The organism is Pseudomonas frederiksbergensis, from assembly GCF_003732275.1.
Taxonomy (GTDB): Bacteria; Pseudomonadota; Gammaproteobacteria; order Pseudomonadales; family Pseudomonadaceae; genus Aquipseudomonas; species Aquipseudomonas frederiksbergensis_H.
The window spans coordinates 355,075-381,440 of sequence record NZ_MOBM01000038.1 but is presented as its reverse complement, the minus strand read 5'-3'; the positions used below and the strand labels follow the sequence as shown (position 1 = coordinate 381,440).

The window sequence follows — 26,366 nt, the reverse complement described above, 5'->3', positions numbered from 1 at the left end:
TTGCCGCACTCGTTAAGCTGCGCAACGGATGAGCACCCGTAAAGGCATTGCCTGTTGCCTTGGCAGTCGTTTTTGCAGATGCCCATTCAATGGAAGGTGAATGTGACCTGAGTGTCTCGTCCAGCTTCACCCACCTGTCATCCTGTTTCCTCTGCCCGAGAATCAGGAACAGGGTGACGGATTGCCCCCGAAAGGGGTTTGCACGCGACGCTTCCATCAATAACAAGCCCAAGCGGAGTACCACAGATGGCGTTCTTCACCGCAGCCAGCAAAGCCGACTTCCAGCACCAACTGCAAGCGGCACTGGCGCAGCACATCAGTGAACAGGCACTGCCACAAGTGGCGCTGTTCGCCGAACAATTCTTCGGCATTATTTCCCTGGACGAGCTGACCCAGCGTCGGCTGTCCGATCTCGCCGGCTGCACCCTTTCTGCGTGGCGCCTGCTTGAGCGCTTCGATCACGCGCATCCGCAAGTGCGCGTCTACAACCCCGATTACGAACGCCACGGCTGGCAGTCGACCCACACCGCGGTCGAAGTGCTGCACCACGACCTGCCGTTTCTGGTGGACTCGGTGCGCACCGAGCTGAACCGTCGCGGCTACAGCATTCATACCCTGCAAACCACTGTGCTGAGCGTGCGTCGCGGCAGCAAGGGCGAGCTGCTGGAAATCCTGCCCAAAGGCACCCAGGGCGAAGGCATTCTGCAAGAATCGCTGATGTACCTGGAAATCGACCGTTGCGCCAACACGGCCGAACTGAACGTCCTGACCAAAGAGCTGGAGCAGGTTCTCGGCGAAGTCCGCGTCGCGGTCGCCGATTTCGAACCGATGAAAGCCAAGGTCAAGGAGCTGATCGAAGGCATCGACAACAGCCAGTTCATCATCAACGCCGACGAAAAGTCCGAAATCAAGAGCTTCCTGGAATGGCTGGTGGGCAACCACTTCACCTTCCTGGGCTACGAAGAATTCGTGGTGGGCGAAGATCAGAACGGCGGTCACATCGAATATGACCAGAACTCGTTCCTCGGCCTGACCAAACTGCTGCGCGCCGGCCTGACCGTCGACGATCTGCGCATCGAAGACTACGCCGTCAACTACCTGCGCGAACCGACGCCGCTGTCGTTCGCCAAGGCTGCACACCCAAGCCGTGTCCATCGTCCGGCGTACCCCGATTACGTGTCGATCCGCCAGATCGATGCCAATGGCAAAGTCGTTAAAGAATGCCGCTTCATGGGCCTGTATACCTCCTCGGTGTATGGCGAAAGCGTGCGGGTCATTCCTTACATCCGTCGCAAGGTCGAGATCATCGAACAGCGTTCGGGCTTCCAGGCCAAGGCTCACTTGGGCAAGGAACTGGCCCAGGTGCTTGAAGTGCTGCCGCGCGATGACTTGTTCCAGACCCCGGTGGACGAGCTGTTCACCACCGTGATGTCGATCGTGCAGATTCAGGAGCGCAACAAGATCCGCGTGTTCCTGCGCAAAGACCCGTACGGCCGTTTCTGCTACTGCCTGGCCTACGTGCCGCGCGACATCTACTCCACCGAAGTGCGCCAGAAGATCCAGCAAGTGCTGATGGATCGCCTGAAAGCCTCGGACTGCGAGTTCTGGACCTTCTTCTCCGAGTCCGTGCTGGCCCGTGTGCAACTGATTCTGCGGGTCGATCCGAAGAACCGTCTGGACATCGACCCGGTTCTGCTGGAAAAAGAAGTGGTGCAGGCCTGCCGCAGCTGGCAGGACGACTACGCGAGCCTGGTGGTCGAGAGCTTTGGCGAAGCCCAGGGCACCAACGTGCTGGCCGACTTCCCGAAAGGCTTCCCGGCCGGTTACCGCGAGCGTTTCGCAGCCCACTCGGCTGTGGTCGACATGCAGCACCTGCTGAGCCTGAGCGAAAAAAATCCGCTGGTCATGAGCTTCTATCAGCCTCTGGCCCAGGTTTCCGGTCAGCGCATGCTGCACTGCAAGCTGTATCACGCCGATACGCCGCTGGCGTTGTCCGACGTGTTGCCGATCCTGGAAAACCTCGGCCTGCGCGTGCTGGGTGAGTTCCCGTATCGCCTGCGTCACAACAATGGCCGCGAATTCTGGATTCATGACTTCGCGTTCACCGCCGCCGAAGGTCTGGAACTCGACATCCAGCAACTCAACGACACCTTGCAGGACGCTTTCGTCCACATCGTGCGTGGCGATGCCGAGAACGATGCATTCAACCGCCTGGTGCTGACCGCCGGCCTGCCATGGCGCGATGTGGCGCTGCTGCGTGCCTACGCCCGTTACATGAAGCAGATCCGCCTGGGCTTCGACCTGGGTTACATCGCCAGCACCCTGAACAACCACACCGACATCGCTCGCGAGTTGACCCGGTTGTTCAAGACCCGTTTCTACCTGGCGCGCAAGCTGGCCAGTGATGATCTGGAAGACAAGCAGCAACGCCTGGAACACGCGATTCTGGCAGCACTGGACGATGTTCAGGTGCTGAACGAAGACCGCATCCTGCGTCGTTACCTGGACCTGATCAAAGCGACCCTGCGGACCAACTTCTACCAGACCGACGCCAACGGTCAGAACAAGTCCTACTTCAGCTTCAAGTTCAACCCGCACCAGATTCCAGAGCTGCCGAAGCCGGTTCCGAAGTTCGAAATCTTCGTTTATTCGCCTCGCGTTGAAGGCGTACACCTGCGCTTCGGCAACGTTGCTCGCGGTGGTCTGCGCTGGTCCGACCGTGAAGAAGACTTCCGCACCGAAGTCCTGGGCCTGGTAAAAGCCCAGCAAGTGAAGAACTCGGTCATCGTACCGGTGGGTGCGAAGGGCGGCTTCCTGCCGCGTCGCCTGCCACTGGGCGGCAGCCGAGACGAGATCGCGGCCGAGGGCATCGCCTGCTACCGCATCTTCATCTCGGGCCTGTTGGACATCACCGACAACCTGAAAGACGGCGCGCTGGTACCGCCGGCCAACGTCGTGCGTCATGACGACGATGACCCGTACCTGGTGGTGGCGGCGGACAAGGGCACTGCGACCTTCTCCGACATCGCCAACGGCATCGCCATCGACTACGGCTTCTGGCTCGGCGACGCCTTTGCGTCCGGCGGCTCGGCCGGTTACGACCACAAGAAAATGGGCATTACCGCCAAGGGCGCGTGGGTCGGCGTACAACGCCACTTCCGCGAGCGCGGCATCAATGTTCAGGAAGACAGCATCACGGTGGTGGGCGTCGGTGACATGGCCGGTGACGTGTTCGGTAACGGCTTGCTGATGTCCGAAAAGCTGCAACTGGTCGCTGCATTCAACCACCTGCACATCTTCATCGACCCGAACCCGGAGCCAGCCAACAGCTTCGCCGAACGTCAGCGTCTGTTCGACTTGCCGCGTTCGGCCTGGTCGGACTACGACACCAGCATCATGTCCGAAGGCGGCGGGATTTTCTCGCGCAGCGCAAAAAGCATCGCGATTTCCCCGCAGATGAAAGAGCGTTTCGACATTCAGGCTGACAAACTGACTCCAACCGAACTGCTGAATGCCTTGCTCAAGGCACCGGTGGATCTGTTGTGGAACGGCGGTATCGGTACGTACGTGAAAGCCAGCACCGAAAGCCACGCCGATGTCGGCGACAAGGCCAACGATGCACTGCGCGTGAACGGCAACGAACTGCGCTGCAAAGTCGTGGGCGAGGGCGGTAACCTCGGTATGACTCAGTTGGGTCGTGTCGAATTCGGCCTCAATGGCGGCGGTTCCAACACCGACTTCATCGACAACGCCGGTGGTGTGGACTGCTCCGACCACGAAGTGAACATCAAGATCCTGCTGAACGAAGTGGTACACGCCGGTGACATGACCGACAAGCAACGTAACCAGTTGCTGGCGAGCATGACCGACGAAGTCGGCAACCTGGTGCTCGGCAACAACTACAAGCAGACTCAGGCCCTGTCCCTGGCGGCACGCCGTGCCTTGCCGCGGATTGCCGAATACAAGCGTCTGATGAACGATCTGGAAGGCCGCGGCAAGCTGGATCGCGCCATCGAGTTCCTGCCGGCTGAAGAGGCGATCAACGAGCGCGTCGCGGCGGGCCATGGCCTGACCCGTGCCGAGCTGTCGGTGCTGATCTCCTACAGCAAGATCGACCTCAAGGAAGCGCTGCTCAACTCCTTGGTGCCGGACGACGACTACCTGACCCGCGACATGGAAACCGCTTTCCCGCCGACGCTGGTGAGCAAGTTCTCCGCCGCCATGCGCCGTCACCGTCTGAAGCGCGAAATCGTCAGCACCCAGATCGCCAACGATCTGGTGAACCACATGGGCATCACCTTCGTTCAACGACTCAAAGAGTCGACCGGCATGAGCCCGGCGAATGTGGCCGGTGCTTACGTGATCGTGCGTGACATCTTCCATCTCCCGCACTGGTTCCGTCAGATCGAAGCCTTGGACTACCAGGTCTCCGCTGATGTGCAACTGGAGCTGATGGATGAGCTGATGCGTCTGGGCCGTCGCGCTACGCGCTGGTTCCTGCGCAGCCGTCGCAACGAGCAGAACGCTGCCCGTGACGTCGCACACTTCGGTCCGCATCTGGCCGCGTTGGGCCTCAAGCTCGACGAACTGCTGGAAGGCCCGACCCGCGAAGGCTGGCAGACCCGCTACCAGGCTTACGTCGCTGCTGGCGTGCCTGAGTTGCTGGCGCGCATGGTTGCAGGTACCACCCACCTGTACACCTTGTTGCCGATCATCGAAGCTTCGGACGTGACCGGCCAGAACGCAGCGGACGTGGCCAAGGCCTACTTCGCCGTGGGCAGTGCGCTGGACATCACCTGGTACCTGCAACAGATCAGCGCTCTGCCGGTTGAAAACAACTGGCAGGCCCTGGCCCGTGAGGCGTTCCGCGACGATGTCGACTGGCAACAACGTGCGATCACCATCTCCGTCCTGCAACAGGGCGACGGCACCCAGGACGTGGAAACACGCTTGGCGCTGTGGATGGAAGAGCACGAAGGCATGATCGAACGCTGGCGCGCCATGCTGGTGGAAATCCGTGCCGCCAGCGGCACCGACTACGCCATGTACGCGGTGGCCAACCGCGAACTGCTGGACCTGGCGTTGAGCGGTCAAGCGGTGGTGCCTACCACTGCCAATATGACTGCCAGCGCCGAGCTGGAGCCGGCTGCCTGATAGGCGTTGAATGAAAAAGCCCTGTCTCGAAAGAGATGGGGCTTTTTTTTGTCTGGAGGTTTTGTGAGGTCTGGTCGGGCCTCTTCGCGAGCAGGCTCGCTCCCACAGGTGACCGGATTCTTCCAGAAGAAAGCGATCTACTGTGGGAGCGAGCCTGCTCGCGATAGGGCCATCAGCATCGCCTCAGCTATTAGTTTTCCAAAGGAATCAACACTTTCTCATCCGGAGCCAACACCATGAACACCAACAACTTGGCGGGTTGGGTAGCGCTGGCGTTCTTCGAAACCAGATGTTCCGACCCGGCCGGTTCGTACCAGAATTCGCCGGCCTTGTAGGTGATCGCTTTTTCACCTTTGACTTGCGAAATGATCTCCCCCGAAAGCACATAGGCCATGGCCGTGCCCTGGTGTTTATGGGCGATGGACGATTGGCCCGGCTCGTAATCGACTTCGATCATCAAGGCTTTTTTGCCGGGTGCGTTTTTCAGCATCTGGTCCTGCAGGACGGTGACTTTTTCTGAAGGGGCTGCGGTGTCGTGGGCGAATGTCGGGGCTGAAACACTCAGCGTCAGGGCGGCGAGAGGGGCAGCAAAAAAACGAAGCGCATTCATGGTTGATTACCTGAGGTGGTGAGTCGTCAGGGAGCACAGTAAGCCGCGCTATCGGGCAATCAAACGGCCAATTTTCGGGAAGGCGAGGGGACCAATCAAGCAAGTCAAAATCAAAAGATCGCAGCGTTCCGCAGCTCCTACAGAATTTGCGTCCGCCCGATGTTTCAAGGGTGCACGCGATTCCAATGTAGGAGCTGCGGAACGCTGCGATCTTTTGATCTTGCTTTTAAACGATTGGAAAGCTGTTGAAGTCGACGGCATTCGCCAGTCGGCTGTCGATCAGGCCGATGAAGCCTTGCACTTCGGGGCAGTTGAAATGCGATTGCATGGCCGCTTCCGATTGCCAGCGGGCGCTGACCGTCCAGCGGGTGTCGTCCTCGGGGCAGCGGTCGACCATATAGGAGTCACAGCCCGGTAGTTCGCGCAGGGTGTCGACAATCTTTTGCAGTTGCTTACCCAGTTCGTCCGAGCGGCCGGCGGCAGCCTGCACCTTTACGGTGGTGATCACTTCGTTGGACATTGCTCACACTCCTGAATCAGGCCGGACGAATCCTGCTCATTGAGGGATAACGCCCAATCAGGATAGGCCTGCACCCCCAGACCGCCAATAGCCAATCGCCAGATAAAGCCGCAGACCAATCCCTCAGCCGAGCTGCTGCAAAATGTCCCTTAACCGGTCCAGGGCGATGTCGATGTCCAGGGTTTCGATCGCGCCGAACCCCAGGAAAAGCCCGGCCCGCGGCGCTTGCTGGTAAAAAAAGCCGTCCAGGGCATAGAGCCCCACTTCGACTTTTTTTGCCAATTCGATCACCAATGGAATATCGACCGGCACCTTACACAGCACCGCCATGTGGAATCCGGCCGTGGTCGGCACCGCTTCAAACCACGGCGAAAGATCGCCCGCCATGCGTGCCAGGATCCGTTCACGGCGCCCGGCGTAAATCGTATGGCAGCGCCGGATGTGCTTGAGCAGGCAGCCTTCGGCGATGAACTTGGCCAGTGCCCATTGGGGCAGGGTGGAGGTGTGCAAGTCGGTGAGCTGCTTGGCGCGGATCACCGCTTCGAGAATCGCCGGCGGCAAAATCGCGTAACCCAGCCGCAGTTCCGGCAACAAGGTCTTCGAGAAAGTGCCGACGTAGGCGACGATACCGCGCTCATCCAGGCTTTGCAGCGAGTCGGTGGGCCGGCCTTCATAGCGGAATTCGCTGTCGTAATCGTCTTCGATAATGATCGCCCCCAGCTCGTATGCCCTTGCGAGCAGGGCTTCGCGCCGGGCCTGGCTCATGGGCATGCCCAAGGGGAACTGGTGGGACGGGGTGACGTAAATCAGCCGGGCGCCATCAGGAATGTGCTCGACCTGAATGCCTTGCGCATCCACCGGCACGCCGACCACCGTTGCGCCATGGCTCCCAAACAATAGACGTGCTGGCGGGTAACCGGGATCTTCCATGGCGACGAGGCTGCCCGGTTGGGTCAGCACCCGGGAAATCAGGTCCAGCGCCTGTTGCGCGCCGTTGCACACCACCACGTCTTCGTCCTGACAATTGACCCCGCGCGAAAACGCGATGTGCCGTGCGATCGCATTGCGCAGCGCCGGCAGGCCTTCGGGCAGGCTGTAGAAACCTTTGGAACCGGCAATCTGGCGCAAGGCATGGGAGGTGCAGCGGCGCCAATCGTCCTGCGGAAACTGGCCCTTGCTGGTGGCGCCACCGATGAACTCGTAACGCAACGAGCCTTCCAGCGTCGGGTGGCGCAAGAATGTCGGCAGGCTGCGCCAGCGTTCGATGACATCAAAGCTCGCCAGCTCCGAATGGCTCTGCTTGTGGACGATTTTTGCCGGACGGGCATTGACGTAAGTGCCCTTGCCGATCACCCCGGTGAGGAAGTTCTCATAGGTCAGTTGTGCATACGTGTCGGAAATGGTCTTGCGCGAAATCCCCAGTTGTTCGGCCAGCAAGCGGCTGGGCGGCAGCTGCGTCCCGGCTGTCAGGCGACCGGACTCAATGGCATCGCGCAGTTGCCGGTACAACTGGCCTGCCAGGTCCTTGCGGCCGTTGATGACAACATGAAGTTCCATACCGGCGGGGCTCCTGGGCGGTTTAGGCGACTGTGCGTCGCGCCAGATTACCCGCATGAACGGCTGCGCAGAAGTTGCGTGGGCGAAAAACCTGCGATTGGCCTGCTGCCGGGCGGTCCATTGTTTTTTCGCTGAATTGGGTCTGTAACGCGGGTGCATCGGCGGCTAGTGTGGAGGCACTGATCCGATCCACGAGGTCGCCCCATGAACGCCCGTCTTGATTACTACAGCGCATCCCCCAAAGCGATGAAAGCCATGATCGCCATGGAGGCCTTGACCCGCGATCTGAGCATTGAACCGGCCTTGCTGAACCTGATCAAAATCCGCGCCTCGCAGCTCAATGGCTGCGCCTTTTGCACCGACATGCACTCGGTGGACGCGCGCCGCTTCGGTGAGAGCGATCGTCGGCTGTATGCGATCGTGGTCTGGCGCGACAGCAACTTCTTCAACCCTCGGGAGCGGGCGGCCCTGGCCTGGACCGAAGCGGTAACCCTGCTTTCGGAAAGCCACGTACCGGACGATGTTTACGCAGTGGCCCGGGAGCAGTTCAGCGAAGGTGAACTGGTCGACCTGACGATGGCCGTCAGCACCATCAATAGCTGGAATCGCCTGGCGGTGAGCTTTCGGCAAATGCCCAGCGGTTGATTCAAGCGCAAACCCTGTAGGAGCTGCCGAAGGCTGCGATCTTTTGATCTTGCCCTTGCCTATACCCTCGATCAATCAACAAAGCCAAAATCAAAAGATCGCAGCCTTCGGCAGTTCCTACGCACCGCCTTCGCGGGCAAGTCGGATCGCCGCACCGCTCGCTCCTGCAGGTATCAGGCAGTTGATTCAATTTTTACCCGGCTGTCACATCAGGTTCATGAACGATCAGCAGGATGAAACGTACAAGGACAGATCGACAGGGAGTCATCAATGTCATTCATGGAATCCACCGGGCGTCAGGGTGTGGCCGAGTACCGCAGGCCCGTAAAACAGCGCGAATCCTTGCACACGCTGGCGGCCAGAATCGATCCGGTGCTGGTGCAGTCTTTCCGGGTCAGTGCCCGTTGCGGCTGTTTCATGCAAGCGGCCCGCAGCCTCAACATCAAGTCGACCCAGTTGCGTAAACAATTGGCGCAACTTGAGGCGCAATTGCAGTGTTCGCTGTTCAGCCATTCGGGCAATGGCTTTGCCCTCAGTCGTGACGGCTTGCAGTTTCAGGCGCAGTTGATTGCCTTGGCCCATGAACGCAAGTTGCCAGTGATCGAACAGCCCTTGATTCGCCTGGCCGTGGCCGAATCAATCCTGCACCACATCCTCGGCCGCGATCTGGTCTCGCTGCTGCGGCGCAACGCCAGTGTGCGTCTGGACATCATCTCCCTGGACAGCGAACTGTCCCTGCGAGCGATCAGTGCCGATGTGGTGGTGTGGCTGGCGGGCACCGATTCGCCGTTGCCAGGCCCCAGTTTCGCCATCAGCGAACCCCAGCGTCTGGCACGGCTGGACTATCTGCCGCACATCGCCAAACGCTATTCACGGGTCGCGGCGCGGCCGGACAGCCTGGGTGACCTGGCCGATTTCATGCTGGTGCAATGGCAACACGACCGTCAGGTCACCGCTTTTGGCCCATGGAACAGTCTGGTGGAGCAGCGCCTGGCAGGGGTGGTGCAGTTGCATTCCTATGAGCTGATGCTGGAGATGATCCGTTGCAGCGCCTGCATCGGTTTGTTGCCGCACTACATGAGCCAATTCGACCGGGGGCTGATGGCATTGCCCGGGCTCTTCAAGCAACCGATGCAGCGCCAGGTGTGGATGGCGGTCAATGCCGACTCCCGGAATGAGGCCGAGGTGCAGGGAATCGTCGAACTGATCCACAACACCTTCAACGAGCGGCGGGAGTGGTTTGAAGGGTAGCCACAGTTCAAATGTGGGAGCGGGCTTGCTCGCGAAGAGGCCATCACATTCGACATCAATATCGACTGTGCAGGTCGCCTTTCACGAGCAAGCCCGTTCCCACGCCTGCGTGGAACATGGGAACGATCAATTTCTTTGACTATCCCCTTGGATATCGGCCGCTGTGGCGGTGAAGGCAGGCGGCGCCGCATGACTGTGCACGGTCTGAGCACCGACACCACAACTTGCGAAAAGCGCCATCAAGCTGAATCCTGCGACGCGAAGCAAACCTTTCATAGAAATTTCCTCATTTCCGAAGGTGACATTCAGTCCGGCCAATAACGTCGTTTCACAAGTCGAAAGCCAGGTGGCAGCGCACGACTCCGGTGCTGGATAGTCGATTGATATGCTTTTTACTCTAGCAGGTGGTTGGCGCCTCAACCGTCCAGCCTTGCCGCTCTTTTATCGGGCTGACCTCTTAACTTTTTTTCAGCGGAAGAAAGTAGGCGGCCCATCCGATTGCCATCAATGCCAGGTTGGCGCCATCGCGAAACAGCAAGCTGCCCACGGCACGCCGTACTTCCTTCGAGCTGACGCGGCCGCGGGCGATGTCGAGGCGGGCAAAACTGTGCATGTGGCGAATGACATCGAACGCCATGAGCCCCGATGCTGCCAGGAAATAGAGAATCCGCTGCCAATAGGGTATGCCCAGCGACCGCGCCAGGTCCGTGGTGACGTGCTGGTGCGCCACTTCTTCAGCGCAATGCCATCGCCACAGGCGGGTCTGTGGTGACTCCTTGACCGAGAGCAAGCCGTTTCTGCGCAAGGCGGCAGCGGACATGACAGCCGTCACGTGCTCGAACGCAGCAGCCAATGCCAGTTGCGCATTGAGTGACAATTTCGACTGAAGAGCCTCGAGATCTTTTTCGATCATGTGCTCGAACTTCTTGACTTCAAACCCCTGGGTTTCCAGTTGCTGGTTGTACAGCCTGTGCGCTCGCTGGTGGGCCCGTTCCTCTGCCACGAAACTGCGCGAATGTTCGGCAAGCGCCGACGTTTGTTGCAACCGCAACGCAGATGACTCCACCACCGAAATCACGAATTGCTCACCGGCAGGAAGCAGTACCGAACAGGCATCGAACAGATAGGTCTTGATCGATGTGTCGTTCCAGAAGGGCTTGAAGATGTCGGCCTCGGCAATCTTTGCGCGCCGCGGTTCGATAGGTGCGTCTGTCATGGCTTACTTCCAGAGTCGGGGACCGAGTCGCATCCAGGTTGCAAAGAAGGTGGGCAGGTCCGTCACGCCACCTGGCTTGCGTTTGGCCAGAGCCCTCGATTGAGCGTACGCATGGAACCAGCGGGTCGCCGGCGCGTGGTGGTGAATGCGATGCAGCGAGCGATTCAGGATGAGCCAGGACAGAGGCCTTGGCAGGTATAAATCCGTCGTGATGTCAGCGGGTGCGCGGCGCGAGCCTTGAGCCGAGATCGGCACGCCATAGTGCTCGGCCTGCGTCAGCCAGAAATCCATCCAGGCAAAAAGGCAATACGGGAGCAGATAGGCGCACACAATTTGTCGAGGCACCTCATGGATGCCTAACCCCAGCACTGCAACGAAAACGACGATCAAGGCATTGTTCCAGCGCCAGCGCCAGACCGCGCGAGGGGGTGTGTAGCGTCGGGAAATAATATTGGTGGTGACGGTAACCCATAGTTGCTCCGCTGCACCCAGCAGGCTGATCAGGCGTGTCCGCCATGTCTGTTCGTACATCAGCCCTTCGGGATCATCGGCCTGGCAGGTTTTGCGGTGGTGTTCGAGGTGAAAGTAGCGGTAGCCGACGAAGTTGGCGGCGAAAATGGCAGCCGCGAACACACCCACTGCATCATTGAGACGCGTGCCAACGAGAAACTGACGATGCACAGCCTGATGCTTGATCTCCTGAACACCAATCATCAGGATCGCCTGGAGCACGATCAGCGGAGCAACGGCCAGCCATCCATACCCCGCGTGCGCAGCCAACCAGGCAATCGCGGCCGTATTCAAGACGCACAGGGCCATGAACAGATAGCTGGGCAGGTTGGAGCGCGAGCCGGCATCGACGTGCTGCGCTTTTGTCAGAGAGGCGTTCACAAGCACACGGAGCACAGTTTTTTCATGCGCTGCAGCCAGGGCAGTGGAACTCTCTTCCATATGAAGGAAAGGCCGGAGAGCGGCACTTTACCTACGATCAGCACGCCGACATCCAGCGAAGGCTCATGCGGGAAATAGTTGTCGTTGATGGCGACGATCTTGCGAAAGCCTTTTTTGAAGTAAAACCGCAGTTGCGGATCCAGCGGCAGGCCCTTGCGTTCACCTCGCACATACTGCGCTACTGGAAGATCAGGATTCTGCGAGGCCCAATGACGAAGACCCGGGACCGGCGAGCCAAGATAGATGTCTGACCATCCCGCCTTCAGCGCATGGGGCCAAAAGAACTCGAAAATCGCTTGCACCGCTTTCGGATCAATACTGCTCAGGCTGATGCCAAACAACACACCGGTTTTTGCGGACTCCTCGCCGTCCTGTTTTCTTGCACAGTCTGCCCATGTCGGGCACTTGCGTATGCTGTCGTGCCGGGTAGGTTTCATGAACAACGACGCCAGCGCAGTCCCCGTGCGAGTGCAAAAAGCGCCGATACTCAATGCCGGGAAAGAGGCGATCCGTGACGCCAGCATGGAGGCTTCGGCGCGCTGATCGTCTTCCCACTTCCTTTGCTCAAGTTCAAGCACCGAGGGAATGTCAGCTGGCGTTAGAAATCGAACGTTGATCTCAACGTCGTTAGTGGGGCAGTAGGCCCCCACTTCATTGCTGCCAGCGTAACGATCAGGGATCTTTGCAATCCCGTTTTTCAAGGCGGCTTCTATCTCGGCAACAGGCAACATTACGTATTCGGCTCACAGATTGAAGGGGCGAGAAATCAATCCGCGTTACTGTATTGCGCTTGTGTGAACGTCTGATGATGGGGCCGCAATGACTGACCCCGCTCATTTGTGGCGAGGGGGCTTGCCCCCGTTGGGCTGCGCAGCAGCCCCAAAATCATTCAACCCGGTTGTATCTGATAAATCGCATTTTCCGGGTTTACGACTGCTACGCAGCCGAACGGGGGCAAGCCCCCTCGCCACAGGTGGATACACCTTCAATTGTTATCGCCACGCAGAGGGCGTGCGGTTTAGAGTGGTCAGCCACACACCGATCAAGGACGAACACCGTCATGCCCGACCACGACCCCGCCATTCACCTCGAACGCTTCAACGAATCCCACATCGAGGGCATCACCGCGCTCTACAACGACCCGGCCGTGGCACGGCAGGTGCTGCAGATGCCGTTTCAGTCCACCGAGGTCTGGCGCCAACGGCTGATGGCGGACAACGAGCGGGCAGTGAAACTGGTGGCGCTGCACCAGGGAGCGGTCATCGGCAACATTGGCCTTGAGCAGTTTTCGCGAATCCGCCGCAGCCACGCCGGCAGCTTCGGCATGGGGGTCGCCGTGGCGTGGCAGGGCAAGGGCGTCGGCTCGAAACTGCTGGCAGCAGCGCTGGACGTCGCCGACAACTGGATGAACCTGCAACGGGTCGAACTCTCGGTGTACGCCGACAATGAAGCGGCCATCGGTCTGTACCAGAAATTCGGTTTCGAGACCGAAGGCCTGTTTCGCGATTACGCCGTGCGTGACGGCCGGCTGGTCGATACCCTGAGCATGGCGCGCCTGCGTCGCATGCCCGAGGCCCAATGCCGGTAATTTGAGCGACGAAAATCCTGTGCGAGTCAGTCGCCCAGCGCGAACGCCACCGCCGCCTGCGCATGCAGTTCGGTGGTGTCGAGCAAGGGCAGGGCGCTGTGCTCGGGTTTGATCAGCAGGCCGATTTCGGTACAGCCGAGAATGATCGCCTGGGCGCCGCGTTCGGTCAGCGATTCGATCACCCGTTGATAGACCTGGCGTGAGGCCTCGCTGATCACCCCGACGCACAACTCGTCATAGATGATCCGATGCACGGCTTGGCGCTCTTCGGCTTCCGGCACCAGCACCGTCAGGCCTTTGGCCGTCAGACGCTCCTTGAGAAAGTCCTGTTCCATGGTGAACGCGGTGCCCAGCAAACCCACTCGCAGCGCGCCAGCGTCCAGTGCCGCTTGGCCGGCCGGGTCGGCAATGTGCAGGAACGGAATATCGATCGCTGCCTGAATCTGCCCGGCCACCTTGTGCATGGTATTGGTACACAGCACCACGCACTCGGCGCCACCCGCTTCCAGACGCTGGGCTGCATCCACCAGGATCGCCGCAGCGTCGTCCCAGCGCCCGGCATGCTGGGCCTGTTCGACAGGGCCGAAGTCGACGCTGTACATCAGCAATTTCGCCGAGCGCAACGGCCCGAGGCGATCACGTACCTGCTGGTTGATGAGACGGTAATACTCGGCGCTGGACTCCCAGCTCATGCCGCCGATAAGGCCGATGGTGCGCATTGGATTTCCTCAGGCTATGGCCTGTGTTGATAGGGCAGGCCTGAAGGGAGTTTCCGTTTGTCCAACGGCGGATACCAGCGAAAATCAACTGTACCGTTCATCTTTCGGTGAAGTGTCATGGTGCTTTTTCATCTACCGAGACTCTGTAGCCGTTCGCACCTTTTCTGTACGCGAGCGGTCGGCATCTGCCATGCTCAAAGTCCGCAGCACCGCTTCAACCAAAGGAACACCGCAATGGACGATGTACAGCAACTGGGCGAGATGCTTCGCCACTATGCAGATAGCGAAGCGCACAAGAAGCAACTGTTTGAGTCGCAATCGGCCGTGTGGGCGACGCGCATTGGTGAGTTGTTCGATCAGATCCAGCAGTGGCTGGCGCCGGTCCTGACGCCGAATCTGTTGGAAGTGAGCCGCGAGGCGTATGTCGCGTCCGGGCCGAGCGTGCCGCTTGAGACGTCGACGTTCAAGACCGAGAAACTGTCCATTGTGATCGCCGGTAAACCGGTGGAGTTTGTGCCGGACGTGATGGGCGCGGGTGGGCAGATTTCCCTGGCAGTGATGGGCTTGACCGCGGCGCGTTATGGCAGCATTTCGCTGGTGTGCCTGCCGCCCTCCAGCAGTTGGCAGTGGCGCAAGACCAATGGCTTGAAAGACCCGGACACCTTTGCCTTCGATGCGAACTTCCTGGCGCAGCAGCTGCAGAGCCTGATTCCCCGCGAGCGCGGCTGAAGCGTGTTATTTGTGACGAACACATAACCACTGTGGGAGCGGGCTTGCTCGCGAAGAGGGAGTGTCAGTCGGCATCAATGTTGCCTGACACACCGCCTTCGCGAGCAAGCCCGCTCCCACAGTGATCGTGGTGTATCAGATTTCGAGGTTGCCCCAACCCGGCTTCACTTCTGCCGGCGCGACGGCGTTCACTTTCTTTCCGGTGGCCAATTCCACCCGCCGTGCCACCTCGGGGCCATCGGCAAACGGAATCAGGCTGGCATCGTCCAGGCTCTCGGCCGTCTGATGTTTCAGGCAATACTCGACCGCCAGCCAAAGCCCCAAAACACCCAATAGATTCAACACCATCTCGATCATGTCAGGCTCCTTGCCTCAGGCAATCTGCGCTTCAAGTTCAGCCATTTTCACGTCCGCCACCCGCACCGTGCGCCAGGTGTTGTAGGCCATCAGCAACATGCCGCTGAGGAAGAACACCCCACCGACAAAGCGCACGACAAACCCCGGATGGCTGGCCTGCAAGGCTTCGACGAAGGAGTAGGTCAGCGTGCCGTCGTCGTTGATCGCGCGCCACATCAACCCCTGGGTGATGCCGTTGACCCACATCGACGCGATGTACAGAACGGTACCGATGGTCGCCAGCCAGAAGTGCGCATTGATCAGGCCGATGCTGTGCATCTGCGGGCGACCGAAGACTTTCGGGACCATGTGGTAGATGGCGCCGAAGGTAATCATCGCCACCCAACCGAGGGCCCCGGCGTGAACGTGGCCGATGGTCCAGTCGGTGTAGTGGGAGAGGGCGTTCACCGTTTTGATCGCCATCATCGGCCCTTCAAACGTCGACATGCCGTAGAAGGCCAATGACAGCACCAGAAAGCGCAGGATCGGGTCGGTGCGCAACTTATGCCAGGCGCCCGACAGCGTCATCATGCCGTTGATCATCCCGCCCCAGCTCGGCGCCAGCAGAATCAGCGACATCGCCATGCCCAGCGACTGTGCCCAGTCCGGCAGCGCGGTGTAGTGCAAGTGGTGCGGGCCGGCCCAGATATACAGGGTGATCAGCGCCCAGAAATGCACGATCGACAAACGATAGGAATACACCGGCCGCCCGACCTGTTTCGGCACGAAGTAATACATCATCCCGAGGAACCCGGTAGTCAGGAAGAACCCCACGGCGTTGTGCCCGTACCACCATTGCACCATGGCGTCGGTGGCCCCGGAATACACCGGATACGACTTGAACCAGTCCACCGGGATCGACAGGTGATTGACCACGTGCAGCGTGGCGATCACCACGATGAACGCACCAAAAAACCAGTTGCCGACGTAGATGTGCCTGGTCTTGCGTTGCACCACGGTGGTGAAGAACACGATGGCGTAAGCGACCCAGACCACCGTCATGCACACCGCGCCGGAGAATTCGATCTCGGCGTATTCCTTGGTGGTGGTGTAGCCCAGCGGCAAGGTAATCAGCATCACCACGATCACCGACTGCCAGCCCCAGAAGGTGAACGCAGCGAGCTTGTCGGAGTACAGCCGAACCTGGCAGGTGCGTTGCACCGCGTAGTAACTGGCGGCGAATTGCGCGCTGCCGGCAAAGCCGAAAATCACCAGGCTGGTGTGCAGCGGGCGCAAGCGGCCGAAGGTGGTCCACGGCAGGTCGAGGTTCATCTCGGGCCACACCAGTTGCGAGGCGATCCATACCCCCATCGCCATCCCGACGACACCCCAGACGATGGTTGCCACGACGAATTGGCGAACGACCTTGTAGTTATAGGCCTGTCCGATTGTTGCTGTGCTCATGGTCAGTTCTTCCACGGTTGCAAAGTCTTGCCAGGCCATCCGGTCTGGCATGCCATGAACTGTAGAAACCCTGTTGCAAACAAAACAGACTCAGAAAAACCGAGTTTGTACGGATCAGATGCGACGCGAGCCTGCGGACATAGGCCGTGCTCTGATACGGTTTTTTGGTGTTTAGCTGAATCTGTAACGCGCTGCGCCGTAGGTGCATAGTCGCCACCTCAAGAACGAGCCGCAGAGCCTGATGCCGACCAATTAAGGCGCAGACCTTGTGGGAGCGAGCCTGCTCGCGATAGCGGACTGACAAGCAGCACATGTGTTGAATGTGCAACCGTCATCGCGAGCAGGCTCGCTCCCACATGGATTGCGGCATTCAAATCCCTGACTGACCGGCATTAGCCGCAGAGCCCGATAATCCTGATGAGGTGGCAGCCACATGTATCAATACGACGACTATGACCGGGCCCTGGTGTTCGAGCGTGTTGCGCAGTTTCGCGATCAGGTCGAACGTTTCATGGCAGGCGATTTGAGCGAAGAAGAATTCCTGCCCCTGCGTCTGCAGAACGGCCTGTACATGCAAAAGCACGCCTACATGCTGCGCGTGGCGATTCCTTACGGCACGCTGAGCGCGAAGCAAATGCGCATTCTGGCGAGCATCGCGCGGGATTACGATCGTGGCTACGGCCATTTCACCACCCGGCAAAACATGCAGTTCAACTGGATCGAACTGGCTCAGGTGCCGGACATCCTCGAACGCCTGGCCCAAGTGGAAATGCACGCGATCCAGACCTCCGGCAACTGCGTGCGCAATATCACCACCGAAGCCTTCGCCGGTGTCGCGGCGGACGAACTGATGGACCCGCGCCCGCTGGCTGAGATCCTGCGGCAATGGTCGACCATCAACCCGGAATTCCTGTTCCTGCCGCGCAAGTTCAAGATCGCCATCTGCTCGGCGAAGCAGGACCGCGCGGCGATCATGATGCATGACATCGGCCTCTATCTTTATCGCGATGACCGCGGGCAAATGCTCTTGCGGGTGATTGTTGGCGGCGGGTTGGGGCGCACGCCGATCCTCGGTTTGCAGATTCGCGAAGGCTTGCCGTGGCAGCACCTGCTGTCCTATGTCGAGGCAGTGTTACGGGTCTATAACCGTTACGGACGGCGCGATAACAAGTACAAGGCGCGGATCAAGATTCTGGTCAAGGCTTTGGGTATCGAGGCGTTCGCCAGGGAAGTGGAGGAGGAGTGGGTGTACCTCAAGGACGGTCCGGCGCAGTTGACCGACGTCGAATATGAGCGTGTCGCCAGTGCCTTCGTGCCGCCCGATTACCGTCCACTGGCCGGCACTGATCTGGACTTCGGTACACGCCTGGCCGAGAAACCGGCATTCGCCCGTTGGGTGGCGCGCAATGTTCAACCGCACAAGGTGGCGGGTTACGCCAGCGTGGTGCTGTCGACCAAGCCGGGCATCACCGCGCCGCCGGGGGATGTCACCGCCGAGCAAATGGAAGCGGTGGCCCAGTGGTCCGAGCAGTTTGGTTTCGGCGAAATCCGCATCGCCCATGAACAGAACATCGTCCTGCCGGATGTGCCCAAGGCTGACCTTTATCTACTGTGGTGCCTGGCCTGCGAGCAAGGCCTGGGCTGCGCCAACATCGGCTTGCTAACCGACATCATCGCCTGCCCCGGCGGTGACTTTTGCGCGTTGGCCAACGCCAAATCAATCTCCATAGCACAAGCGATTCAGGCGCGTTTCGAGGATCTGGATTACCTGCATGACCTGGGCGACATCAGCCTGAACATCTCCGGTTGCATGAACGCCTGCGGCCACCACCACATCGGCAACATCGGCATTCTTGGCGTCGATAAGAACGGCAGCGAGTGGTACCAGATCACCCTCGGCGGTGCCCAGGGCAAGAACAGCGCGTTGGGCAAAGTCATCGGCCCGTCCTTCAGCGCTGCCGAAGTGCCCGATGTCATTGAACGGATCATTGCCACGTTCGTTCGCTACCGGGAAAGCGAGGAGCTGTTCGTCGATACCTTTGCGCGCATCGGTCTGGAGCCGTTCAAGGAGCGGGTATACCCGAAAATGCTGGAGGTGTCGGCATGAACAATCTGCTGCGTTTGCAAGACCGCGGCGCCGAGTGGGTGCGCGATGATCCGTGGCAGCTGATTCGTGAAACAACGGAGGAATTGCCGGCCGGGCCGCTGATACTGCCGTTACCCCAGTGGCTGACCCTGAATGCCGACAGGACATCAGCGCTCGAAGGCGTCTGGCTGGGTCCCAGCGACGAAGTGACAAACCTGGCCCCATGGTTTCCCGACCTGCCGTTGATTGCCCTGGACTTCCCGAGTTTTCGCGACGGACGTGCCTACAGCCAGGCCTATCTGCTGCGTACGCGTTTCGGTTGGCAAGGCGAATTGCGCGCGATTGGCGATGTACTGCGCGATCAACTCAGCCACATGCGCCAATGCGGTTTCGACAGCTTTGCCGTGCGCGAAGACAAATCCGCCGAAGATGCGCTGAAGGGATTGGCCGGGATGAGTGTGCTTTATGGGCGCTCGGTGATTGAGCCGCGGCCGTTGTTCAGACGGCGCTGAAGCCTGTGGCGAGGGGGCCTGTCCCAATGCTAGTAAATTAAGAGTTTTGAGCGACGAAAATCCTGTGGGCGCGTGGCTTGCCCGCGAAGAGCCCTTCGAATATCAACGATATGCTGCGGCAATAGATGAATATTGTGTTTTTTGAAAACAAAGTGCCGGGCATTGGCTATACCTGTAATTCCTCTATGCAATATTGTTGCCCGGCCTTCTGACAGGAGTTACAGCATGAAGCTTGCGTTAATGATGAGCACACTGTGCATCGCCTCTATCGGGATGGTGGGGTGCTCCAGTAAAGTCGTTGAGCCAGACCAGTATTCCGGTTTTCTCAAGGACTACAGTCAGCTGAAGGAAGCCAAGTCGCCATCGGGCGCCGTGGTGATGCGCTGGATGGACCCCAAGCTCGATGTCAAAAAATTCACCAGTGTCTACATCGAGCCGACTCAGCTCTATCCCAAACCGCAACCGACGGTGAAAATCCCGCAGACCACACTGAACGGCATCACCAGTTACTACGATCAAGCACTTAAACGCGAAATAGGCAAATCCCTGCCACTGGCCAACGGCCCCGGCCCCGGCGTGATGGTGGTGCGTGCGGCGATCACCTCTGTCACCAGCAAGACCGAAGGCCTTCAGCCTTATGAAGTGATCCCGATCGCCCTGGTGGCAGCGGCAGTCAGTACAGCCAGCGGCATTCGCGACCAGGAAACCAATCTGGCCACCGAAGCGGTGTTTCTCGATGGCGGCAACAACAAAGTCGTGGCCCAGGTGGTGCGCAAGGGCATCGGCAAACCGCTGGAAAACTCAGATCAGGTGATGAAGGCCGGTGACGTGAAAAACGTGATCGATGGCTGGGCGTCGGATATGCATCAGTCGTATCTGAAGCTCAAGTCCAAGTAATGCGGCGGGGCTGAGGGCCTATATCGCGAGCAGGCTCGCTCCCACATTGATTCTGTTTCGATCACAGATTTTGTGAACACCAGAGATCAAATGTGGGAGCGGGCTTGCTCGCGAAAGCGGTCTCCCGGTACTACTAATTTCCCCTTGAGACCCCGATATCCCCGCCTACGGTGCATCAGGTGTGATTCAGTTCTTCTTCGCCTGCGTACGCACTCGCTCTTCCTGCTCGCGCAATTGCGGTGTGAACTCGGCACCGAAGTCTTCGGCCTCGTACACCTGGCGAATCTCGATCTCGGCCTCTGTCCCCGGCATCGGGTTGGGGCAGCGCTTGACCCACTCGATCGCTTCCTCTTTCGACTTCACCTGCCACAACCAATAGCCGGCGATCAGCTCTTTGGTGGCGGCGAACGGGCCGTCGATCACCGTGCGCTGGTCACCCGAAAAACGTACGCGGGCGCCTTTGCTGCTGGGCTGCAGGCCGTCGCAATCGATGAGGATGCCGGCCTTGACCAGTTCCTCGTTGAAATTGCCCATTGCAGTCATCAGTTCTTCGCTGGGCATCACACCGGCCTCGGAATCCGGGCTGGCTTTCACAATGATCATGAATCGCATGGTCTTGTCTCCGCTGGATTTGAGTGACTCACTGTCTAGTCGAATGGCCATGGGCTAAATCGACAATGCGGCCAAAGGAAAATCGCTACAAACCTTTTGCCCCTATCTCTGTAGGAGCGAGGCTTGCCCGCTCCCACAGGGTGGTGCAGTGTTAGTAAGTTTTGTTGAAACACCTGTATCCATTTTTGTGCGACGACATATCACAATTTGTATCTGGGCATAGGTCGTCAGGCGATTTCGTGGTTAACTTCGGCCTCGTCAAAATTCTCTACATCAACGTTCAGAAGGACTCCGTTCATGGCTCAAGTCACTCTTAAAGGCAACCCGGTTCAAGTCAACGGCCAATTGCCACAAGCCGGTTCCCAGGCGCCAGCCTTTTCCCTGGTTGCCGGCAATCTGTCCGACGTGACCCTGGCGAGCTTCGCCGGCAAGCGCAAAGTGTTGAACATCTTCCCAAGCATCGACACCCCGACCTGCGCCACCTCCGTGCGCAAGTTCAATGCCCAGGCCAATGATGTCGCCAACACCGTGGTGCTGTGCATCTCCGCTGACCTGCCGTTCGCCCAGGCTCGTTTCTGCGGCGCTGAAGGCCTGGAAAACGTGCAGAACCTGTCGACCCTGCGCGGTGCCGAGTTCATCGAGAACTACGGCGTGGCGATTGCCGATGGCCCACTCAAAGGCCTGACCGCCCGTGCCGTCGTGGTTCTGGACGAAAACGACAAGGTTCTGCACAGCGAACTGGTTAGCGAAATCGGTCAAGAACCAAACTACGAAGCGGCACTCGCTGTTTTGAAATAAGCGCGGTTTTACAATTGTTAACGGCCTGGCCCTGTCCAGGCCGTTTTCATTTGTGCTTCAGTGTCTTAGCCAAACCTCCTGTTACGTAAGCCAAAGGTAAATTGCCGGTAAAGGCGCTTTGCTTAATACCCGCCAGTGCTTATCGTTCAGCCTCCCGTAGAAAGAAGCTCACGCGCCCAATGGTTGATCATTCCATGCAATCCTCCGCTTCCCGCAATCCTCGTCGCTGGCTGTTCGGCCTGCTTGTCCTGTTGGTCATCGCTGGCCTGTGCTGGAAGTTCTGGCCCGCAGGCAGCAGCCCGAAGGAGGGCGCAGGGCAGAAAGCCGTTGCCGGGCATACAGGCCGGTCGGGGGGAATGCGTCCGGGGTTTGGTGGGGCGAGCGGGCCGGTTCCGGTGCGCGTGGCGCCGGCGGTCAAAGGCGATTTCCCGTTGTATTACAAGGCGCTGGGCACCGTGACCGCGCTGAACACCATCAATGTGCGCAGCCGCGTCGGTGGCGAACTGGTCAAGGTTTATTTCGAAGAAGGGCAAATGGTCAAGGCGGGCGACCTGCTGGCCGAGATCGACCCGCGTCCTTACCAGAACGCCTTGCTCCAGGCCGAAGGCACCTTGCTGCAGAATCAGGCACAACTGAAAAACGCCCAAGTCGATGTCGAGCGCTATCGCGGCCTGTACCGCGAAGACAGTATCGCCAAGCAAACCCTGGACACCGCCGAAGCATTGGTCGGCCAGTACCTGGGCACGGTCAAGACCAATCAGGCGGCGGTCAACGACGCCAAGCTCAACCTGGAATTCACCAAGATTCGCGCCCCGATCGCCGGGCGCGTAGGCCTGCGTCAGCTGGATGTCGGCAACCTTGTGGCGGCCAACGACACCACGGCGCTGGTGATCATCACCCAGACCCAACCGATCAGCGTGGCGTTCACCTTGCCGGAAAACAGCCTGGACACCGTGCTGGCCCGCTATCGCACCGGCGCCAAACTGCCCGCCGAAGCCTGGGACCGTGGTGACACCAAATTGCAGGCCACTGGCGTGTTGCAGAGCCTGGATAACCAGATCGACGTCACCACCGGCACCCTGAAATTCAAGGCCCGTTACGAGAACCGCGATCAAGCGCTGTTCCCCAATCAATTCGTCAACGTCCACTTGCTGGCCGACACCCTCAAGGGTGTGGTGCTTGCGCCCTCGGCGGCGATCCAGTTCGGCACCAACGGTACGTTCGTCTATGCCATGGACGGCGACAAGAAGGTCACCATCCGCCAGTTGAAAGTCGGCGCCAGTGACGGTGACAACACGGTGATCACCGAAGGCCTGGCCGCTGGTGATCGGGTGGTGCTGGAAGGCACCGACCGCCTGAAAGAAGGCAGCGAAGTGGAGGTCGTCAACGACAGCAAGGATGTGCCGACCACCCCGACCGAACACCTGCAAGGCAAGTCGGCCGCCACTGCACCTGACGCGACGGCCACCGACAAGGCGAAAAAGGGCGGCGCATGAACATCTCGCGGCTGTTCATCCTTCGCCCGGTCGCCACGACCCTGAGCATGCTGGCGATTATTCTGGCCGGCGTGATCGCTTATCGGCTGCTGCCAGTGTCGGCATTGCCCCAGGTCGACTACCCGACCATTCGCGTCATGACGCTCTATCCCGGCGCCAGCCCGGATGTCATGACCAGCGCCGTGACTGCACCACTGGAGCGTCAGTTCGGGCAGATGCCCGGCCTGACCCAGATGGCCTCGACCAGTTCCGGCGGCGCTTCGGTGCTGACCCTGCGGTTCAGCCTCGACATCAACATGGACGTTGCCGAGCAGCAAGTGCAGGCCGCGATCAACGCTGCGACCAATTTGCTGCCCAAGGACTTGCCGGCACCGCCGGTGTACAACAAGGTCAACCCGGCGGACACCCCGGTGCTGACCCTCGCCATCACCTCCAAAACCATGCTGTTGCCCAAGCTCAATGATTTGGTCGACACCCGCATGGCGCAAAAAATCGCCCAGATCAGCGGCGTCGGCATGGTCAGCATTGCCGGCGGCCAGCGTCAGGCAGTGCGGATCAAGGTCAACCCAGAGGCCTTGGCGGCCAATGGCCTGAACCTGTCGGACGTGCGCACTCTGATCGGCGCCTCCAACGTCAATCAGCCCAAGGGCAACTTCGACGGGCCGACTCGGGTGTCGATGCTCGACGCCAACGATCAGCTGACCTCACCGAAGGATTACGCCAACCTGATTCTGGCCTACAGCAACGGCGCGCCGTTGCGGCTCAAAGACGTGGCGGAGATCGTCGACGGCGCCGAGAACGAACGTCTGGCGGCGTGGGCCAATGAAAACCAGGCGGTATTGCTGAACATCCAGCGCCAGCCCGGCGCCAACGTCATCGAAGTAGTCGATCGGATCAAGGCCTTGCTGCCAAGCATCACCGACAACCTGCCGGCCGGTCTCGACGTTACAGTGCTCACCGACCGCACCCAGACCATCCGCGCCTCGGTCACCGACGTGCAACACGAACTGCTGATCGCCATCGCGCTGGTGGTGATGGTCACGTTCCTGTTCTTGCGGCGGGCCAGCGCCACGATCATTCCGTCGGTGGCCGTGCCACTGTCGTTGATCGGCACCTTCGGCGTGATGTACCTCGCAGGCTTTTCGGTCAACAACCTGACCCTGATGGCGCTGACCATCGCCACCGGTTTCGTGGTGGACGATGCGATCGTCATGCTGGAGAACATTTCCCGATTTATCGAAGAGGGCGACAGCCCGCTGCAAGCGGCGCTCAAGGGCGCCAAGCAGATTGGTTTCACCCTGATTTCCCTGACGCTGTCGCTGATCGCGGTGTTGATTCCGCTGTTGTTCATGGCGGACGTGGTGGGGCGCTTGTTCCGCGAGTTTGCGATCACCCTGGCGGTGGCGATCCTGATTTCCCTTGTCGTCTCCCTGACCCTGACGCCAATGATGTGCGCGCGGCTGCTCAAGCGTGAGCCCAAGGAAGCAGAGCAGGGCCGTTTCTATCGCTCCAGTGGCGCCGCAATTGATTGGATGATCGCGGCTTACGGGTGCAAGTTAAAGTGGGTTCTCAAGCACCAGCCGCTGACCCTGATGGTGGCCATCGGCACGCTGGCATTGACCGTGTTCCTGTACATGGTGGTGCCCAAGGGCTTCTTCCCGGTGCAGGACACCGGGGTGATCCAGGGTATTTCCGAGGCGCCACAGTCGATTTCCTTCGCGGCGATGAGCGAGCGGCAGCAGGAACTGGCCAAGGTGATCCTCGCCGATCCGGCCGTGGAGAGCCTGTCGTCCTACATCGGAGTCGACGGTGACAACTCGACGCTGAACAGCGGTCGGCTGCTGATCAACCTCAAATCCCACAGCAATCGCGACCTGAGCGCCACCGAAGTGATTGCGCGTCTGCAACCGGAATTGGACAAGCTGATCGGCATTCGCCTGTTCATGCAGCCAGTGCAGGACCTGACCATCGAAGATCGGGTCAGCCGCACGCAGTACCAGTTCAGCATGTCGTCGCCGGATTCCGAGTTGCTCAGCCTGTGGAGCGGGCGTCTGGTGGAAGCCCTGGCGCAACGACCGGAATTGACCGACGTCGCCAGTGATTTGCAGGACAAGGGCTTGCAGGTGTATCTGGTGATCGACCGTGATGCGGCGTCGCGGGTCGGTGTATCGGTGTCGAACATCACCGACGCGCTGTACGACGCCTTCGGTCAGCGGCAGATTTCCACCATTTACACCCAGGCCAGCCAATACCGCGTGGTGCTGCAGTCGCAGTCCGGCGAGAAGATCGGCCCGGATGCGCTGAACCAGATTCACGTCAAGACCACCGATGGCGGCCAGGTGCGCCTGTCCAGCCTGGCGCATGTCGAGGAACGTCAGGCGCAACTGGCGATCACCCACATTGGCCAGTTCCCGGCGGTGATGATGTCCTTCAACCTGGCGCCCGGCGTGGCGTTGGGGCATGCGGTGCAGATCATCGATCAGGTGCAGAAAGACATCGGCATGCCGATTGGCGTGCAGACCCAGTTCCAGGGCGCGGCCGAAGCGTTCCAGGCGTCGCTGTCGAGCACCTTGCTGCTGATTCTGGCGGCGGTGGTGACCATGTACATCGTGCTCGGCGTGCTCTACGAGAGTTACATTCACCCGATCACCATTCTCTCGACCTTGCCCTCGGCGGCGGTCGGCGCCTTGCTGGCGTTGCTGTTGAGCGGCAATGACCTGGGGATGATCGCGATCATCGGCATCATCCTGCTGATCGGTATCGTGAAAAAGAACGCGATCATGATGATCGACTTCGCCCTCGAGGCTGAACGCAATCAGGGCATGGACCCGCAAACCGCGATCTATCAGGCAGCGCTGCTGCGTTTCCGGCCAATTCTGATGACCACCCTGGCGGCGTTGTTCGGCGCGGTGCCGTTGATGCTGGCCACCGGTTCCGGGGCGGAGCTGCGCCAGCCTTTGGGTCTGGTGATGGTCGGTGGCTTGCTGGTGAGTCAGGTGCTGACGTTGTTTACCACGCCTGTTATCTACTTGTACTTCGATCGGTTGGGACGCCGTTTCGGCAAGTCCGACGTCCAAGAGGCGGCGGTATGATGGCTCGCAAAGACAAATCTGCCCCTGCAAGGCGCACCCCTTGTGGGAGCGAGCCTGCTCGCGATAGCGGTGGGGCAGTAAGCATCGATATTGAATGTGCAGGCCTCATCGCGAGCAGGCTCGCTCCCACAGG

At 59.7% G+C, this 26,366-nt stretch carries 22 protein-coding genes; 11 read left to right on the top strand and 11 right to left on the bottom strand.

Annotated features, from left to right (window positions below):
- Positions 1–246: 246 nt before the first annotated feature.
- The gene (locus tag BK662_RS21000) at positions 247–5,154 is read left to right on the top strand and encodes an NAD-glutamate dehydrogenase (RefSeq protein WP_123359661.1); all 4,908 of its coding nucleotides are present in this window, start codon (positions 247–249) and stop codon (positions 5,152–5,154) included.
- A 190-nt stretch (positions 5,155–5,344) separates the two neighbouring features.
- Here the strand turns inward: BK662_RS21000 and BK662_RS20995 are convergent, their stop codons facing one another.
- From BK662_RS20995 to pdxR, 3 genes are all read right to left on the bottom strand, one after another.
- Positions 5,345–5,764 carry a cupin domain-containing protein gene (locus tag BK662_RS20995; protein WP_123359660.1) on the bottom strand — a complete coding sequence of 140 codons (420 nt, stop codon included), beginning with the start codon at positions 5,762–5,764 and terminating at the stop codon, positions 5,345–5,347.
- A gap of 226 nt (positions 5,765–5,990) precedes the next feature.
- Positions 5,991–6,284, bottom strand: coding sequence for a putative quinol monooxygenase (locus tag BK662_RS20990; protein ID WP_063343499.1), 294 nt, complete (start codon positions 6,282–6,284; stop codon positions 5,991–5,993).
- A 123-nt stretch (positions 6,285–6,407) separates the two neighbouring features.
- Positions 6,408–7,841 (bottom strand): MocR-like pyridoxine biosynthesis transcription factor PdxR, encoded by a 1,434-nt coding sequence (pdxR, locus tag BK662_RS20985; protein ID WP_123359659.1) that lies wholly within the window; start codon positions 7,839–7,841, stop codon positions 6,408–6,410.
- A 204-nt stretch (positions 7,842–8,045) separates the two neighbouring features.
- Here pdxR and BK662_RS20980 point away from each other — a divergent pair, with 204 nt between their 5' ends.
- Together BK662_RS20980 and BK662_RS20975 are read left to right on the top strand one after the other, a co-directional pair.
- Positions 8,046–8,486 carry a carboxymuconolactone decarboxylase family protein gene (locus BK662_RS20980; RefSeq protein ID WP_123359658.1) on the top strand — a complete coding sequence of 147 codons (441 nt, stop codon included), beginning with the start codon at positions 8,046–8,048 and terminating at the stop codon, positions 8,484–8,486.
- A 270-nt stretch (positions 8,487–8,756) separates the two neighbouring features.
- On the top strand, positions 8,757–9,737 hold the full coding sequence (locus tag BK662_RS20975) for a LysR substrate-binding domain-containing protein (RefSeq protein ID WP_123359657.1): 981 nt from the start codon (positions 8,757–8,759) through the stop codon (positions 9,735–9,737).
- A 126-nt stretch (positions 9,738–9,863) separates the two neighbouring features.
- On the opposite strand, the gene BK662_RS34910 is transcribed toward BK662_RS20975, so the two are convergent.
- The 4 genes from BK662_RS34910 to BK662_RS20960 form a co-directional block, all read right to left on the bottom strand.
- Complete coding sequence (locus tag BK662_RS34910; protein ID WP_185047173.1) at positions 9,864–10,013, bottom strand: hypothetical protein; 150 nt, start codon at positions 10,011–10,013, stop codon at positions 9,864–9,866.
- A gap of 181 nt (positions 10,014–10,194) precedes the next feature.
- Complete coding sequence (locus tag BK662_RS20970; RefSeq protein WP_123359656.1) at positions 10,195–10,953, bottom strand: metal-dependent hydrolase; 759 nt, start codon at positions 10,951–10,953, stop codon at positions 10,195–10,197.
- 3 nt (positions 10,954–10,956) lie between these two features.
- A complete protein-coding gene (locus BK662_RS20965) occupies positions 10,957–11,904 on the bottom strand; it encodes a fatty acid desaturase family protein (protein ID WP_259695948.1) in 948 nt (315 codons plus the stop codon).
- Entirely contained in the window at positions 11,841–12,635 is a 795-nt protein-coding gene (locus BK662_RS20960; RefSeq protein ID WP_259695947.1) for a hypothetical protein, read from the bottom strand. Before BK662_RS20960 ends, BK662_RS20965 begins: the two co-directional genes overlap by 64 nt.
- 329 nt (positions 12,636–12,964) lie before the next feature.
- On the opposite strand from BK662_RS20960, the gene BK662_RS20955 reads away from it, so the two are divergent.
- Positions 12,965–13,492 (top strand): GNAT family N-acetyltransferase, encoded by a 528-nt coding sequence (locus BK662_RS20955; RefSeq protein WP_123359655.1) that lies wholly within the window; start codon positions 12,965–12,967, stop codon positions 13,490–13,492.
- 26 nt (positions 13,493–13,518) lie between these two features.
- Here BK662_RS20955 and BK662_RS20950 read toward each other — a convergent pair whose 3' ends face one another.
- Positions 13,519–14,211 carry an aspartate/glutamate racemase family protein gene (locus BK662_RS20950; protein WP_123359654.1) on the bottom strand — a complete coding sequence of 231 codons (693 nt, stop codon included), beginning with the start codon at positions 14,209–14,211 and terminating at the stop codon, positions 13,519–13,521.
- A gap of 234 nt (positions 14,212–14,445) precedes the next feature.
- Here BK662_RS20950 and BK662_RS20945 point away from each other — a divergent pair, with 234 nt between their 5' ends.
- Positions 14,446–14,940: a hypothetical protein gene (locus tag BK662_RS20945; protein ID WP_123359653.1), complete on the top strand. Its 495-nt coding sequence runs from the start codon at positions 14,446–14,448 to the stop codon at positions 14,938–14,940.
- A gap of 135 nt (positions 14,941–15,075) precedes the next feature.
- Here the strand turns inward: BK662_RS20945 and BK662_RS20935 are convergent, their stop codons facing one another.
- Together BK662_RS20935 and ccoN are read right to left on the bottom strand one after the other, a co-directional pair.
- Positions 15,076–15,297, bottom strand: a complete 222-nt coding sequence (locus BK662_RS20935; RefSeq protein WP_123359652.1) for a cbb3-type cytochrome c oxidase subunit 3 — start codon at positions 15,295–15,297, stop codon at positions 15,076–15,078.
- Between the two features lie 15 nt (positions 15,298–15,312).
- Positions 15,313–16,740: a cytochrome-c oxidase, cbb3-type subunit I gene (gene ccoN / locus BK662_RS20930; protein WP_123359651.1), complete on the bottom strand. Its 1,428-nt coding sequence runs from the start codon at positions 16,738–16,740 to the stop codon at positions 15,313–15,315.
- Between the two features lie 433 nt (positions 16,741–17,173).
- Between ccoN and nirA the strand changes: the two genes are divergently transcribed.
- The 3 genes from nirA to BK662_RS20910 all read left to right on the top strand — a co-directional run bounded on the left by nirA (position 17,174) and on the right by BK662_RS20910 (position 20,235).
- The gene (gene nirA, locus BK662_RS20920; RefSeq protein ID WP_123359649.1) at positions 17,174–18,847 is read left to right on the top strand and encodes a nitrite reductase NirA; all 1,674 of its coding nucleotides are present in this window, start codon (positions 17,174–17,176) and stop codon (positions 18,845–18,847) included.
- Positions 18,844–19,338, top strand: coding sequence for a DUF934 domain-containing protein (locus BK662_RS20915; protein WP_123359648.1), 495 nt, complete (start codon positions 18,844–18,846; stop codon positions 19,336–19,338). Before nirA ends, BK662_RS20915 begins: the two co-directional genes overlap by 4 nt.
- 225 nt (positions 19,339–19,563) lie before the next feature.
- Positions 19,564–20,235, top strand: coding sequence for a DUF3313 domain-containing protein (locus BK662_RS20910; RefSeq protein ID WP_123359647.1), 672 nt, complete (start codon positions 19,564–19,566; stop codon positions 20,233–20,235).
- Positions 20,236–20,421: 186 nt separating this feature from the next.
- Here BK662_RS20910 and BK662_RS20905 read toward each other — a convergent pair whose 3' ends face one another.
- Positions 20,422–20,847, bottom strand: a complete 426-nt coding sequence (locus BK662_RS20905; RefSeq protein WP_123359646.1) for a YciI family protein — start codon at positions 20,845–20,847, stop codon at positions 20,422–20,424.
- 297 nt (positions 20,848–21,144) lie between these two features.
- On the opposite strand from BK662_RS20905, the gene tpx reads away from it, so the two are divergent.
- From tpx to BK662_RS20890, 3 genes are all read left to right on the top strand, one after another.
- Positions 21,145–21,645, top strand: a complete 501-nt coding sequence (tpx, locus tag BK662_RS20900) for a thiol peroxidase (RefSeq protein WP_123359645.1) — start codon at positions 21,145–21,147, stop codon at positions 21,643–21,645.
- A gap of 179 nt (positions 21,646–21,824) precedes the next feature.
- Positions 21,825–23,141: an MdtA/MuxA family multidrug efflux RND transporter periplasmic adaptor subunit gene (locus BK662_RS20895; protein ID WP_123359644.1), complete on the top strand. Its 1,317-nt coding sequence runs from the start codon at positions 21,825–21,827 to the stop codon at positions 23,139–23,141.
- Positions 23,138–26,233 (top strand): MdtB/MuxB family multidrug efflux RND transporter permease subunit, encoded by a 3,096-nt coding sequence (locus BK662_RS20890; RefSeq protein WP_123359643.1) that lies wholly within the window; start codon positions 23,138–23,140, stop codon positions 26,231–26,233. The genes BK662_RS20895 and BK662_RS20890 overlap by 4 nt, the downstream gene beginning before the upstream one ends.
- The last annotated feature ends 133 nt before the right edge of the window (positions 26,234–26,366 follow it).

Excerpts from the sequence above, each read along its gene's own strand:
- BK662_RS21000 (WP_123359661.1), top strand. The coding sequence starts at position 247 with ATGGCGTTCTTCACCGCAGCCAGCAAAGCCGACTTCCAGCACCAACTG.
- BK662_RS20995 (WP_123359660.1), bottom strand. The coding sequence starts at position 5,764 with ATGAATGCGCTTCGTTTTTTTGCTGCCCCTCTCGCCGCCCTGACGCTG.
- BK662_RS20990 (WP_063343499.1), bottom strand. The coding sequence starts at position 6,284 with ATGTCCAACGAAGTGATCACCACCGTAAAGGTGCAGGCTGCCGCCGGC.
- pdxR (WP_123359659.1), bottom strand. The coding sequence starts at position 7,841 with ATGGAACTTCATGTTGTCATCAACGGCCGCAAGGACCTGGCAGGCCAG.
- BK662_RS20980 (WP_123359658.1), top strand. The coding sequence starts at position 8,046 with ATGAACGCCCGTCTTGATTACTACAGCGCATCCCCCAAAGCGATGAAA.
- BK662_RS20975 (WP_123359657.1), top strand. The coding sequence starts at position 8,757 with ATGTCATTCATGGAATCCACCGGGCGTCAGGGTGTGGCCGAGTACCGC.
- BK662_RS34910 (WP_185047173.1), bottom strand. The coding sequence starts at position 10,013 with ATGAAAGGTTTGCTTCGCGTCGCAGGATTCAGCTTGATGGCGCTTTTC.
- BK662_RS20970 (WP_123359656.1), bottom strand. The coding sequence starts at position 10,953 with ATGACAGACGCACCTATCGAACCGCGGCGCGCAAAGATTGCCGAGGCC.
- BK662_RS20965 (WP_259695948.1), bottom strand. The coding sequence starts at position 11,904 with ATGGAAGAGAGTTCCACTGCCCTGGCTGCAGCGCATGAAAAAACTGTG.
- BK662_RS20960 (WP_259695947.1), bottom strand. The coding sequence starts at position 12,635 with ATGTTGCCTGTTGCCGAGATAGAAGCCGCCTTGAAAAACGGGATTGCA.
- BK662_RS20955 (WP_123359655.1), top strand. The coding sequence starts at position 12,965 with ATGCCCGACCACGACCCCGCCATTCACCTCGAACGCTTCAACGAATCC.
- BK662_RS20950 (WP_123359654.1), bottom strand. The coding sequence starts at position 14,211 with ATGCGCACCATCGGCCTTATCGGCGGCATGAGCTGGGAGTCCAGCGCC.
- BK662_RS20945 (WP_123359653.1), top strand. The coding sequence starts at position 14,446 with ATGGACGATGTACAGCAACTGGGCGAGATGCTTCGCCACTATGCAGAT.
- BK662_RS20935 (WP_123359652.1), bottom strand. The coding sequence starts at position 15,297 with ATGATCGAGATGGTGTTGAATCTATTGGGTGTTTTGGGGCTTTGGCTG.
- ccoN (WP_123359651.1), bottom strand. The coding sequence starts at position 16,740 with ATGAGCACAGCAACAATCGGACAGGCCTATAACTACAAGGTCGTTCGC.
- nirA (WP_123359649.1), top strand. The coding sequence starts at position 17,174 with ATGTATCAATACGACGACTATGACCGGGCCCTGGTGTTCGAGCGTGTT.
- BK662_RS20915 (WP_123359648.1), top strand. The coding sequence starts at position 18,844 with ATGAACAATCTGCTGCGTTTGCAAGACCGCGGCGCCGAGTGGGTGCGC.
- BK662_RS20910 (WP_123359647.1), top strand. The coding sequence starts at position 19,564 with ATGAAGCTTGCGTTAATGATGAGCACACTGTGCATCGCCTCTATCGGG.
- BK662_RS20905 (WP_123359646.1), bottom strand. The coding sequence starts at position 20,847 with ATGCGATTCATGATCATTGTGAAAGCCAGCCCGGATTCCGAGGCCGGT.
- tpx (WP_123359645.1), top strand. The coding sequence starts at position 21,145 with ATGGCTCAAGTCACTCTTAAAGGCAACCCGGTTCAAGTCAACGGCCAA.
- BK662_RS20895 (WP_123359644.1), top strand. The coding sequence starts at position 21,825 with ATGGTTGATCATTCCATGCAATCCTCCGCTTCCCGCAATCCTCGTCGC.
- BK662_RS20890 (WP_123359643.1), top strand. The coding sequence starts at position 23,138 with ATGAACATCTCGCGGCTGTTCATCCTTCGCCCGGTCGCCACGACCCTG.